The 13,970-nt window shown below is 71.8% G+C and carries 11 protein-coding genes; 5 read left to right on the top strand and 6 right to left on the bottom strand.

Annotated elements, in window-relative coordinates; translation table 11 throughout:
- Positions 1 to 210: 210 nt before the first annotated feature.
- The 4 genes from ACWGJ2_RS28715 to ACWGJ2_RS28700 form a co-directional block, all read right to left on the bottom strand.
- On the bottom strand, positions 211 to 825 hold the full coding sequence (locus ACWGJ2_RS28715) for a GTP-binding protein (RefSeq protein ID WP_453349172.1): 615 nt from the start codon (positions 823 to 825) through the stop codon (positions 211 to 213).
- Positions 806 to 1,219: a DUF742 domain-containing protein gene (locus ACWGJ2_RS28710; protein WP_453349171.1), complete on the bottom strand. Its 414-nt coding sequence runs from the start codon at positions 1,217 to 1,219 to the stop codon at positions 806 to 808. Before ACWGJ2_RS28710 ends, ACWGJ2_RS28715 begins: the two co-directional genes overlap by 20 nt.
- Before the next feature lie 67 nt (positions 1,220 to 1,286).
- Positions 1,287 to 1,700 (bottom strand): roadblock/LC7 domain-containing protein, encoded by a 414-nt coding sequence (locus ACWGJ2_RS28705; protein ID WP_453349212.1) that lies wholly within the window; start codon positions 1,698 to 1,700, stop codon positions 1,287 to 1,289.
- 9 nt (positions 1,701 to 1,709) lie between these two features.
- The gene (locus ACWGJ2_RS28700; RefSeq protein ID WP_453349170.1) at positions 1,710 to 5,663 is read right to left on the bottom strand and encodes a nitrate- and nitrite sensing domain-containing protein; all 3,954 of its coding nucleotides are present in this window, start codon (positions 5,661 to 5,663) and stop codon (positions 1,710 to 1,712) included.
- 571 nt (positions 5,664 to 6,234) lie between these two features.
- Here ACWGJ2_RS28700 and ACWGJ2_RS28695 point away from each other — a divergent pair.
- Positions 6,235 to 6,420 carry a hypothetical protein gene (locus ACWGJ2_RS28695; protein WP_453349169.1) on the top strand — a complete coding sequence of 62 codons (186 nt, stop codon included), beginning with the start codon at positions 6,235 to 6,237 and terminating at the stop codon, positions 6,418 to 6,420.
- A 137-nt stretch (positions 6,421 to 6,557) separates the two neighbouring features.
- On the opposite strand, the gene ACWGJ2_RS28690 is transcribed toward ACWGJ2_RS28695, so the two are convergent.
- Together ACWGJ2_RS28690 and ACWGJ2_RS28685 are read right to left on the bottom strand one after the other, a co-directional pair.
- Positions 6,558 to 6,782 (bottom strand): acyl-CoA carboxylase epsilon subunit, encoded by a 225-nt coding sequence (locus ACWGJ2_RS28690; RefSeq protein WP_453349168.1) that lies wholly within the window; start codon positions 6,780 to 6,782, stop codon positions 6,558 to 6,560.
- Positions 6,783 to 6,846: 64 nt separating this feature from the next.
- The gene (locus tag ACWGJ2_RS28685) at positions 6,847 to 8,454 is read right to left on the bottom strand and encodes an acyl-CoA carboxylase subunit beta (protein ID WP_453349167.1); all 1,608 of its coding nucleotides are present in this window, start codon (positions 8,452 to 8,454) and stop codon (positions 6,847 to 6,849) included.
- Positions 8,455 to 8,870: 416 nt separating this feature from the next.
- Between ACWGJ2_RS28685 and ureA the strand changes: the two genes are divergently transcribed.
- From ureA to ACWGJ2_RS28665, 4 genes are all read left to right on the top strand, one after another.
- Positions 8,871 to 9,737 carry an urease subunit gamma gene (ureA, locus tag ACWGJ2_RS28680; RefSeq protein WP_453349166.1) on the top strand — a complete coding sequence of 289 codons (867 nt, stop codon included), beginning with the start codon at positions 8,871 to 8,873 and terminating at the stop codon, positions 9,735 to 9,737.
- On the top strand, positions 9,734 to 11,458 hold the full coding sequence (locus ACWGJ2_RS28675) for an urease subunit alpha (RefSeq protein WP_453349165.1): 1,725 nt from the start codon (positions 9,734 to 9,736) through the stop codon (positions 11,456 to 11,458). The genes ureA and ACWGJ2_RS28675 overlap by 4 nt, the downstream gene beginning before the upstream one ends.
- A gap of 63 nt (positions 11,459 to 11,521) precedes the next feature.
- Positions 11,522 to 12,553, top strand: a complete 1,032-nt coding sequence (locus tag ACWGJ2_RS28670) for an agmatine deiminase family protein (protein ID WP_453349164.1) — start codon at positions 11,522 to 11,524, stop codon at positions 12,551 to 12,553.
- A 157-nt stretch (positions 12,554 to 12,710) separates the two neighbouring features.
- Positions 12,711 to 13,964, top strand: coding sequence for a cytochrome P450 family protein (locus ACWGJ2_RS28665; RefSeq protein ID WP_453349163.1), 1,254 nt, complete (start codon positions 12,711 to 12,713; stop codon positions 13,962 to 13,964).
- Positions 13,965 to 13,970: the final 6 nt, after the last annotated feature.

The raw sequence follows: 13,970 nt of genomic DNA, 5'->3' as shown, positions 1-13,970 counted from the left end.
TTCAATTCTCTGTCGAAACGTTATGAAGGTGGAGCCGGGCATGGCGAAGAACACAGGCCGAGTCATTGGCATATGCCACAGCACTGTGTGATCAACTCCGCGTCCAGAGCGGCCACTTGACCTCGTGCGGGACCCGGGGGCCCGCACGGTCAGCCGCCGCCCCGGATCCGTTTCCTTACCTGCCGGTTCATTCGGGCGGGACCGGCGGTTTTATTTCAGGCGGGCGAGCAGAGCGTGCTCGACGAGCGTGATGAGCCCGCTCTTCGCGTCGGCGCGGTGGCGCGCGTCGGTGGTGATGATCGGCGTGTCGGGACCGATCTGGAGCGCCTCGCGCACTTCCTCCGGCGTATAGGGCTGGTGCCCGTCAAAACCGTTCAGCGCGATGACGAAGGGGAGGCCCGAGTTCTCGAAGTAGTCGACCGCCGGGAAGCAGTCGGCGAGTCTCCGGGTGTCCACGAGCACGACGGCGCCGATGGCACCGCGCACCAGGTCGTCCCACATGAACCAGAACCGGTCCTGACCAGGCGTACCGAACAGGTACAGGATCAGATCGTCGTCCAGCGTGATGCGGCCGAAGTCCATGGCCACCGTCGTGGTGGTCTTGTCCCCGGTGTGCGTGAGGTCGTCGATGCCCGCCGAAGCGGAGGTCATGACGGCCTCGGTACGCAGCGGATTGATCTCCGACACGGCACCCACGAAGGTCGTCTTGCCCACACCGAAGCCACCGGCCACCACGATCTTCGCGGAGGTCGTCGAGCGGCCTGCGGCGGGCGCCCCGTATCCCGACATCTGGCCCGCCTGCGGGCTAGAGCTTGCGAAGTCCACTGAGCACCCTTTCGAGCAAGGTCACATCTGGCGCGCCACCGGGCTCGGAACCGCCGCCGGGCTGGTGGATGGCCACCATCCCGGCCTCGGCCAGGTCGGCGACAAGAATGCGGGCCACCCCCAACGGGATGGCGAGCAGTGCGGAGACCTCCGCCACCGACTTCACCTCGCGGCACAGGTGGCAGATGCGCTGGTGCTCCGGCAGCAGACCCTGCAACTGGACCGGCTCGGCGCTGGTGCTCACCAGTGCTTCTATGGCGAGCTGGTAACGCGGCCTGGTGCGTCCGCCCGTCATTGCGTACGGGCGGACCAGCGGCTGGTCGCCCTCACCCCCGTACGGCGCGTGATGATTCGGGGCACCGTACGGGCCGGGCGAGGCGGGCGGCGGGGTCATGGCTCCTCCGGGCGAGGCATGAGATCGGCTAGCGGACTGTGGTGCTCATGTGGGGGGAGCTGACACGTCAGTGGAGAATGCTCCCCTGGAGCTCCGCGCGCACGTCCGGTGTGAGGACCGTGCCCGCGCGGTCGACCAGCAACGCCATCTCGTACCCGATGAGGCCGATGTCGGCCTCGGGGTGGGCGAGGACGGCCAGTGAGGAGCCGTCCGAGATGGACATGATGAAGAGGAAGCCCCGCTCCATCTCCACCACCGTCTGATTCACCGTGCCGCCCTCGAAGATCCGGGAGGCACCTGCGGTGAGCGAGGTCAGCCCGGAGGCGACCGCGGCAAGCTGATCGGCGCGATCGCGCGGGAAGCCCTCGGACATGGCCAGAAGGAGGCCGTCCGCGGAGACCACCACCGTGTGGGAGACACCTGGGGTGTTGTCCACGAAGTTGGTGATCAACCAGTTCAGGTTCTGCGCCGCCTGGCTCATCGGACTCAACTAACGCTCCTGCTGGTAAGTGGGACCAAGACCGCGGCCATCCGTGTTCCCGGCCTGACGACCCTGCTGGATACCGCGACGGAGGTTGGTCAGCCGACCGCGTACGTCATCGGGCGCACGCGAGACCTGCGGACCTGACCTCGCCGTGGACTGCTGCTGTGCGGTACCCGCGACGAGGTTCGCGCGGGGCACGCGGCGCGGCAGACCCGAGGTGGTGACTCCCCCTGCGGCGGGCTGGCGGACCTGTTCGGCCCTGCGCCAGACCTCGTCGTTCGGGGAAGCTCCCCAGCCGCCGGATTCGCCGCCGCCGTTTCCGGCCGCGGCGTCGCCCGCTGTGCCGCCCGCCGCGGTGCCGCGCGCCGTCTGGCGCTGTGGCATCGGGGGGACGGCGGAAGCGGCCTGCCCCGGGCGCGGGGCGGGCGCCTGCGGCTGCTCCCGCTCCTGGGAAGCCTGGTTGCCGAACAGGTCCGCGGACTGCGGGGCCTGCTGGTTCTGTGGAGCCGCCTCCGGCTGGGCAGCGGCGCCCGAGGAACCGCCCGAGGTACGGAACCAGTTCGACTCCATCGACGCGAAGATCGGCGTCGGCGCGTCGGCCGCGGCCGGGGGGACGCTCGGTATGCCGAAGTCCGGGTCGGTGTCGGGGCTGCCGTAGGACGGTGCGTACGGGTCCGGCCCGAGGCCCTGGTCCTGCTGCCCATGGCCCTGGCTCTGTCCCTGGCCCTGGTGCGGGTCCTGGCTCTGGCCCTGGCCCAGACCGGGGACGGCGAACTCGCCGGTGTCGTGCGGGTCCTGGCCGCCCTGCGGCTGGTGCGGGTCCTGGTGCTGCTCGTACTGCCGCTGACCCGGCTGCCCCTGCTGACCGGCCTGCGCCGGGTAACGGTCCTGACCGGCCGGGTTCTGGCCGCCGCCGGACGCGCTGGTGTAGCCGGGGCGGGCGAACTCGCCGGTGGACTCGGGGTCCTCGTGGCCGCGCGGCGCGTCATCGCCGGAGAGCGGCCCTGACGCCCAGCTCGGGCGCGCGAGCGGGACCTGCTCACCCTGGTCGTCGGACGGGATGTCCGACTGGACGGGGCCGCCGATCTCGGGACGGGGGAACTCGCCGACGGGGATGCCGTCGCGCCAGCCCTCGCCGTCGCCGGGCGGCGGGGCGTTGAAATCGGGCCGCGCGAATTCCGCGGTGTCGCCGGGGCCGCGGCTGGGCTGCGGACGCGGGAACTCGCCCGTGTCACCGGGACCGCCCGTCTGCGGACGCGGGAACTCACCGGCGTCGCCCGGACCGCCCGTCTGCGGACGCGGGAACTCGCCCGTGTCACCCGGACCGCCCTGGCCGCCCGTCGAGGGGGCGCCGGGCAGTTCGCCCGCGGGGCCGCCCCGGCTGGGCAGGGGCGGCGGGCCCTGGCGGCCCGTGACGGAAGCGCCCGAGGGCGCGGGGGCCTCGCCGGGCGTGCCGGGACGCGGCGGCGTGGGCTGGGGCGCACCGGCGCTGGGCCTGGGGCTGCCGAAGAAGTCGGTGGCCGGGGCATCGCCGCCGGAGCCCGAGCCGACGCCGGCGGGTGCTCCGGAGCGTCCGGGATCGCCGCTGCCGGGGAGCGCGGGGCGCTGGGCGCCGCCCGCGACTTGGCCGCGCGGCGGCAGCGCGCCGAGGCGGCTGCCCGCACCGGCCCCGGTGCCGGGGCCCGCTCCCCCGGGGCCGCCGCGCTGGAGCGCGGCGGCGAGACCGCCGCCGCCCTTCGGCGCGCCCGGCCCGCCGGAGCCGCCCGGCATCCCGGAGCTCGTGGTTCCGGGCTTGCCCTTGGCCGCCTGTGCACCGCCCTGTGCGACGTCGACGGGGAGCATGACCAGCGCGGTCGTGCCACCGGAGTCGGAGGGGCGGAGCTGGATGCGGATGCCGTGCCGGAGCGAGAGGCGGCCGACCACGAAGAGGCCCATGCGACGGGAGACGGAGACATCGACCGTCGGGGGGTTGGCCAGCCGCTCGTTGATCGCGGAGAGGTCCTCGGGCGAGAGCCCGATGCCGGTGTCGTGGATCTCCACCAGCACCCGCCCGTCGGGCAGGGCGTGGCCCGTGACCTTGACCTTCGTCTGCGGCGAGGAGAAGGAGGTGGCGTTCTCCAGCAGCTCGGCGAGGAGGTGCACGAGGTCGTTGACGACGCGGCCCGCGACCTCGGTGTTCGGCACGGAGTTCAGCTCGATGCGCTCGTACTGCTCCACCTCGGAGGCGGCGGCACGCAGCACGTCGACGAGCGGGACGGGGCGGGTCCAGCGGCGGCCGGGTTCCTCGCCCGCGAGGACCAGCAGGTTCTCGCCGTTGCGGCGCATGCGCGTCGCGAGGTGGTCGAGCTTGAACAGCGAGGAGAGCTGGTCCGGATCGGCCTCGCGGGACTCCAGCTCGGAGATGAGCGAGAGCTGGCGCTGGATGAGGCCCTGGCTGCGGCGCGAGAGGTTGGTGAACATCGCGTTGACGTTGCCCCGCAGCAGCGCCTGCTCGCCCGCGAGGCGGACGGCCTCGCGGTGGACGTCGTCGAACGCGGCGGCCACACGGCCGATCTCGTCCCGGCTGTGCACACCGACGGACTCGACCGAGGTGTCCACGTCGTGCGGCTCGGCCTCGGACATCTGCTTGACCAGCTCGGGCAGCCGCTTGCGGGCGACGTCCTGGGCCGTGTCCTGGAGGCGGCGCAGCGAGCGGACCATGGAGCGGGCGACGACGAAGGCGCCGACGAGCGAGATGCCGAGGACGAGGAGGATCACGGCGCCGTTGAGGAACGCCTGCTGCTGAGCGTCGGACCGCAGCTCGCGGGCCTGCTGCTCCATCTGCGAGAGGAGCGTGGCCTCGATCTTCGACATTTCGTCGATCTTGGTGCGGTCCTGGTCGTACCAGTCCATATAGGACCGGTTCTCGCGCGTGATGCCGTCCGAGTTCTGGAGGACGCGGTCCCGGTACTTGTCGGCCGAGGTGATGTTGACGATGCCGCCGTCGAGCGGCTTCGTCAGCTCGGCGGCGCGCTCCTCGCCGTAGATCTGGCCGAAGCTGTTGAGCGAGGCGCGCTCGCTCTCGCTGGCCGTCTTGGCGTAGAGGCGGTCGCTCTCGGAGAGTTCGGGGCCGCCCTTGCGGGCGAGACCGGCGGAGATGATCGCGCGCTGGATGGACGCGTACTCCTTGGCGGTGGAGAAGGCCGCCAGGGCGCGCGTGCTCTGGATCATGTCCGAGTTGCTCGTGGCCTGCGCCATGTCCTGCGAGAGGGACAGCAGGGACTCGATGAGCTGGTTGTAGCTGTTGACGGACTGCGAGACGTAGGCCGGGTTCTCGTAGGCCCGCTCGCGGATGTCCTTGATCGCGGTGAGCTGACGGGTGATGTCCAGGACGGTCGACTGGACGCCCGCCATCACCTTGTCGCTGCCGTCGATGTCCCCGGTGGCTTCCTTGAACGCCTGGAACGCCTGGTCGGTCTTCTCGCGGGGCGCGACGACGGTGTCGTCCTTGGCGTTGCCCGTGCCGACCAGGGGGCCCGCCGAGCGGTCGCGCTCCTCCTGGAGAGCGGCGGCCAGCTCGGTGGCCTGCTCCGTCATCTCCGTGAGGCGCTTCATGTTGTCGAGCTGGTCGACGTCATAGAGGGAGGTCTGGATACGCAGCGCACCCAGCGTCGTCGCGGCGACCACGGGGAGGGCCAGCAGCGAGACGAGGCGGGTGCTGATCCGCCAGTTGCGCAGGGCCATCCGCGTCCCGGGACCACTGCCGGACTTGCTCGCGGCACCTCCGTCGCCGCCGCCCTTGCGGTCCGGCCCCGTGCCGCCTGACTCCTGCACGGCGGCCGTGGGGCCGCTCTCGTGGGCGCGCTGGGGTGAGGAACCGCGGTCGGTCGTACCGCGCGGCTCCGGGTTCGCCGCAGCTTCCCCTCGGCCCTGGCGGGCCTGGGGAGACCCCGTACCTTCCCTCTTGAAACGTCCCTGCACTAGCGTCGCAACCTCTGGACCAGGCGTCCCACCGCTCAGCGACGGCGGGACGGTATCGAGTCGTGGGGGTCCCCGGTCCCCCTTGGCGGTCGTGGGTGTGACCGGCGCGTCCCCCTCATCCCGCCACGCGGCGCTGCTCTGCGCCCCCTGCGCGCCGGCTGTTCTCCTGCGGCGGTCCGTGGAATTCCAGCACAGTGCCGGATCTCCAACAAGGTCTGTGGATAACCCTGTGACGCACGTGACGCTGCGCAGACGGAGCGTCACGTGCTGTGTAGACCAATGAAGGAGATAACGGACTTTCCCGGGTGAACAGCTCAGCCGCGCCCCCTGTCCGGCTAGCGAGCAGTGGGTACGGAACTTCGCTTCTGAACCTGAATGTCCGCTTCACCGCGTGGAGTTGATGCCCCACTATGCCCAATTTGCCCGTACCTAAGTGAGGAAACTCACAGCCCTGGCGTTGTCTAGGTCACGTCGCTGAGGGGAATAGCGGGCCTACTCTCGGCGTTTACACGGGACGTCAGAACGACAAGTCACAGCAAGTACCGACGAGCTGAGCGAGGAACGGTCGAGAGTGAAGACCACGATGATTATGCGGAACATAGCCAACCCGCGTCGCACCACCCTGGCCCACCTCGGTGACGCGGACGAGCTGACCACCCAGGTCGTCGCCGAGCAGCCTGATCAGGACGCCGCCGAACTCCCCGCGCAGACCGCCAACCCGCGCCGCACCGTCCTCATGGACGCGCCCACCGACTGACCGCGCGAGGCGCGCGACGCACGCGTACACGGTTCCTCCTTGTACGCGTTGAGGGGCCCACCGGAACATCCGGTGGGCCCCTCAACGCGTTTCGGCGCTTGAGGCCGCCGCGCGGCGGCCCGGCTCAGTTGTCGGGCTCAGCCCTGCCAGCTGTGCGGGGCGCGGAAGCCGTGCTGACGCTCCAGGCGGCGCCAGCCCGCCTTGGAGGAGCGGTCGCGGGCCGCGGGAACGTGGGCGTGGCGGGCCGTGGCGGCGGCGCGGGCGAGGAGGAGGGCCGTGACGGCGGCCAGTTCCTCGGCGTTGGCCTCACCCTTCTCGACGCGCACGAGACTGGTCGCGTCAGCGGTGGTGTGCTGCTCCATGCGGGACTCTCCTGTGGGCGTACGTACTGCTTGGGCGCTGGGTGGCTTGCTGAGTGCCGGGGGCTTACTGGGGCGGGTTGCCGTGCTTGCGCGCGGGCAGGTCCGCGTGCTTGTTCGCGAGCATCTCCAGGGAGCGGATGAGGACCTCGCGGGTCTCGGCCGGGTCGATGACGTCGTCGACGAGGCCGCGCTCGGCCGCGTAGTACGGGTGCATCAGCTCGGCCTTGTACTCCTTGACCATCCGCTTGCGCATGGCCTCGGGGTCGTCGGCCGCGGCGATCTGGCGGCGGAAGATGACGTTCGCCGCACCCTCGGCCCCCATGACCGCGATCTCGTTCGTCGGCCAGGCGTAGGTGAGGTCGGCGCCGATGGACTGGCTGTCCATGACGATGTAGGCGCCGCCGTACGCCTTGCGCAGGACGATGGAGATGCGGGGCACGGTGGCGTTGCAGTAGGCGTAGAGCAGCTTCGCGCCGTGCCGGATGATCCCGCCGTGCTCCTGGTCCACGCCGGGTAGGAAGCCGGGCACGTCCAGCAGGGTGACGATGGGGATGTTGAAGGCGTCGCACATCTGGACGAAGCGGGCGCCCTTCTCGGACGCCTCGATGTCCAGCACACCCGCCAGCGACTGCGGCTGGTTGGCGACGATGCCCACCACCTGGCCGTCCATGCGGGCCAGAGCCACTATCAGGTTGGTCGCCCAGCGCTCGTGGACCTCCAGGAAGTCGCCGTCGTCGACGATCTCCTCGATCACCTTGCGCATGTCGTACGGGCGGTTGCCGTCGGCCGGTACCAGGTCCAGCAGCGCGTCCGAGCGGCGGTCGACGGGGTCGCCGCTGGTCTCGCGCGGCGGGTTCTCCCGGTTGTTGGAGGGCAGCAGGGAGAGGAGGTAGCGCACTTCCTCCAGACAGGTCTGCTCGTCGTCGTAGGCGAAGTGGGAGACGCCCGAGGTCCCGGCGTGCACATCGGCACCGCCGAGCCCGTTCTGCGTCACCTCCGCACCCGTGACCGCCTGCACCACATCAGGACCCGTGATGAACATCTGCGAGGTGTCGCGGACCATGAAGACGAAGTCCGTCAGCGCGGGACTGTAGGCGGCGCCGCCCGCGCACGGACCCAGCATCACCGAGATCTGCGGGATCACACCCGACGCCCTCGTGTTGCGCTGGAAGATGCCCCCGTACCCCGCGAGCGCCGCCACACCCTCCTGGATACGCGCACCCGCACCGTCGTTCAGCGACACCAGCGGCGCACCCGCCGCGATCGCCATGTCCATGATCTTGTGGATCTTCGTCGCATGCGCCTCACCGAGGGCACCGCCGAAGATACGGAAGTCGTGCGCGTAGACGAACACCGTCCGCCCGTGCACCGTGCCCCACCCGGTGATCACACCATCCGTGTAAGGCTTCTTCGACTCCAGCCCGAACCCGGTCGCACGGTGCCGCCGCAGCTGCTCGACCTCGCGGAAGGAGCCCTCGTCCAGCAGCAGCTCGATGCGCTCGCGCGCGGTGAGCTTGCCCTTGGCGTGCTGCGCCTCGGTCGCCCGCTCGCTCGGGCCCCGCAGCGCCTCGTCACGGATCGCGTGCAGCTCGGCCACACGCCCTCGCGCGTCCGGCGCCTCGGCGGGTTCGGTCTCCTTCGCCTGCGGCGACGGCTGGGACAGATCGGTCATGTATGAATCCTACGAAGCCCGACCCCGCTTCGCCGTCGTCAGATTCGCACAGTCTCTGCGGCGGATTCATGGCTGCGCTGGACAGAACTGGAACCTCTCCTTGCCATGAGGCAGGGAAGTCTCTCACCAGAGGCGCCCGGAGCTGTGGGGTTCTTACAGTCCGCCCCCACGACCCCTTGCGGCGCTCCCGCGCCCGCGCGGTCGGCCCGCCCAGCGGGTCAGAACCCTACAACGCGAGGAGGGGTATCCGGAATATTGAGCGTCACTCAATAACGCACATCGCAGTGTCGCAGGTAATCGCTCACTAATAGGGGCTTGACTCTTAGAGCGGCGATCTAAAACATGGGCCGGGACGGCGGGACCGGGTCCCGGCCCGTGGCGAGCGCGTGCACACAGGTGCGGAGAGGCAGGGCGGGATGCGACTGACCCCGACGGAGCGGGACAGGCTGCTGCTGTTCGGTGCCGCCGAACTGGCACGGGCCCGCAGAGCCCGGGGGCTCCGGCTCAACGTCCCGGAGGCGACGGCGCTCATCGCCGACACCGTCTGCGAGGCGGCCCGCGACGGGCGGCGGCTCGCGGAGGCGATCGAGACGGCGCGTGCCGTGCTGGGCCCGGACGACGTGCTGCCTGGGGTGGCGGAGGTCGTCACTCAGGTGCAGGTGGAGGCGGTCTTCGACGACGGCTCACGGCTCGCGGTCGTGGAAGCGCCGCTCGGCGCGGGGTCGCCGGGCGGCGACGAGGGGCCGGGCGCGGTGCTGCCCGGTCCGGGGCCGGAGCTGGAGGGAGAGGCGGAGGCGAAGCCGAAGCCGGACGGTGGGCCGGTTCCGGTGCCGTCGGCGCCACCCGTCGCGCCCGGCACGTCCCCCGCCGCACCCTCACCCGCACCCGCACCCGCACCCGCACCCGCCGCAACGGTCACCGTGCGCAACACCGCCACCGTCCCCGTCAGCGTCACCTCACACTTCCACTTCTTCGAGGCCAACCCCCGCCTGGACTTCGACCGCGCCGCCGCCTACGGGATGCGGCTGTCCGTGCCCGCCGGATCGTCCGTGCGCTTCGATCCGGGCGCCGAGCGTGACGTCGTGCTCGTGCCGCTGGGCGGTCAGCGGGTCGCGATCGGGTTCGCGGGGCTGGTCGACGGCCCGCTGGACGCGCCGGGCGCGAAGGAGGAGGCACTGCGGCGGGCCGCGGCCTGCGGATACCTGGGCGTTCCTGGGACTCGTGGGGTTCCTGGAGCTCCTGGGGTTCCTGGAGCTCCTGGGCTTCCGGAGGTGGAGCGATGAGCACGCCGCACACCGGCCACGGCACGAACCCGTACGAGTACGCCGCCGTCCACGGCCCCCGCGCCGGGGACCGGGTGCGGCTCGGGGACACCGGGCTGGTCGTGCGCGTCGAGTCGGACGCGCAGCGGCCCGGCGACGAGTTCCTGGCGGGCTTCGGCAAGACGGCCCGCGACGGGCTGCACCTCAAGGCGGCGGCCGTACGCGAGACGTGCGACGTTGTCATCAGCAACGTGCTGGTCATCGACGCCGTCCAGGGCATACGCAAGGTGTCCGTCGGCATCCGCGAGGGCCGCGTCCACGCCATCGGCAGGGCGGGCAACCCGGACACGCTCGACGGCGTCGACGTGGTCGTCGGCACCGGCACGTCCATCGTGTCCGGCGAGGGGCTGATCGCCACGGCCGGAGCGGTGGACACCCATGTCCATCTGCTCTCCCCGCGCATCATGGAGGCGTCGCTCGCCTCCGGGGTGACCACCATCGTGGGGCAGGAGTTCGGCCCCGTGTGGGGCGTCGGCGTCAACTCGCCCTGGGCGCTGCGGCACGCGTTCGCCGCCTTCGACGCCTGGCCCGTCAACATCGGCTTCCTGGGCCGGGGTTCGTCCTCGCACCCCGCGCCGCTGGTGGAGGCGCTGGCCGAGGGCGGGGCCTGCGGCTTCAAGGTGCACGAGGACATGGGCGCCCACGCGCGCGCCCTGGACACGGCGCTGCGGGTCGCCGAGGAGCACGACGTCCAGGTGGCCCTGCACAGCGACGGCCTGAACGAGTCCCTGGCCGTGGAGGACACCCTCGCCGTGCTGGAGGGGCGCACCGTCCACGCCTTCCACATCGAGGGCTGCGGGGGCGGCCATGTGCCCAACGTGCTGCGCATGGCGGGCGTCGCGAACGTCATCGGCTCCTCGACCAACCCGACGCTCCCCTTCGGGCGCGACGCGATCGACGAGCACTACGGGATGATCGTCTCGGTCCACGATCTGAAGCCCGGCCTGCCCGGCGACGCCGCCATGGCCCGCGACCGCATCCGCGCGGGCACGATGGGCGCCGAGGACGTGCTGCACGATCTGGGCGCCATCGGCATCACCTCGTCGGACGCGCAGGGCATGGGCCGCGCGGGCGAGACCGTGCGGCGCACCTTCCAGATGGCGGGCAAGCTCAAGGCCGAACTGGGCCCCATGGAGGGCGACGAGAACAGGGGCGAGGGCAGCGGCGACGACAACGCGCGCGTCCTCCGCTACATCGCCAAGCTGACCCTCAACCCGGCCATCGCGCACGGCCTCTCGCACGAGATCGGCTCCATCGAGGTCGGCAAGATGGCCGACATCGTCCTGTGGAACCCCGCCTTCTTCGGTGCGAAGCCGCAGCTCGTCCTGAAGTCCGGCTTCCCCGCCTACGGGGTGACCGGGGACCCGAACGCGGCCACCGACACGGCCGAACCCCTCGTCTACGGGCCGCAGTTCGGCGCCCACGGCGCTGCCCCCGCCGAGCTGTCGGTCGCCTTCGTCTCCCGCGCGGCGGCCGAGCAGGGCGGCGACGGGATGCCCACGCGCCGCCGCCGGGTCGCTGTCCACGGCACGCGGGGCATCGGCCCCGGCGATCTGGTGCGCAACTCGCGCCTGGGCGAGGTGCGGGTGGACGAGCGCACCGGGCTCGTCACGCTGGACGGCTCCCCCCTCCGCTCCGCCCCGGCCGAGCGGGTCTCCCTGAACCGGCTCTACTTCCTCTGACCCGTACCTCTCCCCCATGCCTCGGACCCGTACCACCACTCACAGAATCAGGACGTCCGCACCATGAACAGCCCCGCCGCCGACGGATTCCGTATGCCACCGGAGTGGGCGCCGCACGAGCGGACCTGGATGGCGTGGCCGGGCGCCAACCCCACCTTCGGTACGGAGCACGAGCTGGACGAGGCCCGTCGCGCCTGGGCCTCGGTCGCGCGGGCCGTGCGGCGGTTCGAACCGGTGACCGTCGTCGCGAGCCCAGGGGAGGCAGCGGGGGCCCGCGCCGTGCTGGGCCCGGGGATCGACGTCGTCGAAGCACCCCTGGACGACGCCTGGATGCGGGACATCGGGCCGACATTCCTCACCGGGAACGGGCGCCTCGCCGCCGTCGACTGGACGTTCAACGGCTGGGGCGCCCAGTCCTGGGCCCGGTGGGAGCACGACGCGCGCGTCGGCCGGTTCGTCGCCGCGCGCGCCGGGGCCCGTACGTACGGCTCGCCCCTGGTCAACGAGGGCGGCGGCATCCACGTCGACGGCGAGGGCACCGTCCTGCTCACCGAGACGGTCCAGCTCGATCCGGACCGCAACCCGGGCTGGACGCACGAGCGGGTGGAGGCCGAGATCCACGCACGGCTCGGCACGCGCAAGGCGATCTGGCTGCCGCGCGGCCTGACCGCCGACTACGGCGGGTTCGGCACCCGCGGCCATGTGGACATCGTCGCCGCCTTCGCGCGCCCCGGCGTGGTCGTGGCCCACACCCAGCCGGATCCCTCGCACCCCGACCACGACATCTGCCGGGAGACGGTCGAGCTGCTGCGCGCCGCGACGGACGCGCACGGGCGCCCCCTGGAGGTCGTGGAGCTGCCGGCGCCGACCGTGACCGAGGCCGACGGGGAACTCGTCGACTACTCCTACGTCAACCACTACCTGTGCAACGGCGGCGTCGTGCTGTGCGGCTTCGGCGACCCCATGGACGAGCACAACGCGGGGATCTTCCGGCGGCTGTTCCCCGGCCGTACGGTGACGCTGGTCGACGCGCGCACGATCTTCGCCGCGGGCGGCGGCATCCACTGCGTCACCCAGCAGCAGCCGAGGGCCTGAGCGGCGGGACCGGCGTACGGGGCTGACGTGCGGGCCCGTGCCCGTCATCCTGGTCGGCGGAGGCGGCGTCCACCGCGCACCCACCGCGCACCCACCGCGCACCCGGCGAACGGCACGTCCCGTCGCACCACGCCACGCCACACGTGAGGAGCCCAGGATGAGCCACACCGCCGCCCAGGACGCACACCGTCTGGACCCCACGGGAGCCGACCCGCACACCGTCAACGCGCGACTGCGCGAGCACGGCCCCGCAGCCCACGTCGTGCTGCCCGGCGAGGTGGCCGCGGTCGCCGTCACGGGGTACGAGGAGCTGCGCGACTTCCTGACGAACCCTCAAGTGGCCAAGGACGCCTGCCACTTCGCCGCACTCCGCGACGGGCGCATACCGGAGGGCTGGCCGCTGACCACGTTCGCGACCGTACGGGGCATGACCACGGCCGACGGTGCTGAGCACCGTCGGCTGCGCGGCCTGGTCACCAAGGCGTTCACCGCGCGCCGGGTGGAGGCGCTGCGCCCGCGCGTCGAGGAGCTGACCGGGGAACTGCTCGACCGCCTGCCGTCGGCCGTCGGCGCGGACGGGTACGAGGGCGCCGTCGATCTGCGGCGGCACTTCGCCTACCCGCTGCCGATGCGCGTGATCTGCGAACTCCTGGGCGTGGACCCGGCGTTGCACGACCGGCTGCACACCCTGTCCGAACGTGTGGTGAGCACCGCCGTCGAGCCCGAGCGGGTGGTGGCCGCCAACCGCGAGGTCCTGGCGATCCTCGCGAGCGTCGTCGAGGACCGCCGCGCCTCCCCCGGCGACGACCTCACCAGCGCGATGCTCGCGGTGCGCGAGGAGGACGGCGACCGGCTGAGCGAGGAGGAGATCGTCGGCACGCTGCTGCTGATGATCGTCGCCGGGCACGAGACCACGCTGAACCTGATCACCAACGCCGTCCGGGCGCTGTGCGCGCACCCGGACCAGCGGGAGCTGGTCGGCTCCGGCGCTGCCACCTGGTCCGACGTCGTCGAGGAGACGCTGCGCCACGACGGCCCCGTCAGCTTCTTCCCGTTCCGCTATCCGACCGCCGACCTCACCATCGGCGGCACCCACGTCCCCGCGGGCACTCCGGTGCTGGCGGGCTACACGGGCGCGGGGCGCGACCCGCGCGCGTACGGGCCCGACGCGGACCGCTTCGACGTCACGCGACGGCCCGCCGTCCGCCATCTGTCCTTCGGACACGGCGCGCACTACTGCATCGGCGCGCCCCTGGCCAGGCTGGAGGCGGCCACGGCTCTCGGCGCCCTCTTCCGCCGCTACCCCGGGCTCGCTCTCGCGGTGCCCGAAGCGCACCTGCCGCCCCACCCGAGCTTCGTCGGCAACAGCACCCGCGTCCTCCCCGTCACGCTGGGGACGTCGGCTCCCTGACGCTCC

The organism is Streptomyces sp. NPDC054796 (assembly GCF_053611545.1).
The sequence above is the reverse complement of the archived record's forward strand: the minus strand, read 5'-3'. Positions and strand labels throughout refer to the sequence as shown.

Excerpts from the sequence above, each read along its gene's own strand:
- ACWGJ2_RS28710 (WP_453349171.1), bottom strand. The coding sequence starts at position 1,219 with ATGACCCCGCCGCCCGCCTCGCCCGGCCCGTACGGTGCCCCGAATCAT.
- ACWGJ2_RS28705 (WP_453349212.1), bottom strand. The coding sequence starts at position 1,700 with ATGAGCCAGGCGGCGCAGAACCTGAACTGGTTGATCACCAACTTCGTG.
- ACWGJ2_RS28690 (WP_453349168.1), bottom strand. The coding sequence starts at position 6,782 with ATGGAGCAGCACACCACCGCTGACGCGACCAGTCTCGTGCGCGTCGAG.
- ACWGJ2_RS28685 (WP_453349167.1), bottom strand. The coding sequence starts at position 8,454 with ATGACCGATCTGTCCCAGCCGTCGCCGCAGGCGAAGGAGACCGAACCC.
- ureA (WP_453349166.1), top strand. The coding sequence starts at position 8,871 with ATGCGACTGACCCCGACGGAGCGGGACAGGCTGCTGCTGTTCGGTGCC.
- ACWGJ2_RS28675 (WP_453349165.1), top strand. The coding sequence starts at position 9,734 with ATGAGCACGCCGCACACCGGCCACGGCACGAACCCGTACGAGTACGCC.
- ACWGJ2_RS28670 (WP_453349164.1), top strand. The coding sequence starts at position 11,522 with ATGAACAGCCCCGCCGCCGACGGATTCCGTATGCCACCGGAGTGGGCG.
- ACWGJ2_RS28665 (WP_453349163.1), top strand. The coding sequence starts at position 12,711 with ATGAGCCACACCGCCGCCCAGGACGCACACCGTCTGGACCCCACGGGA.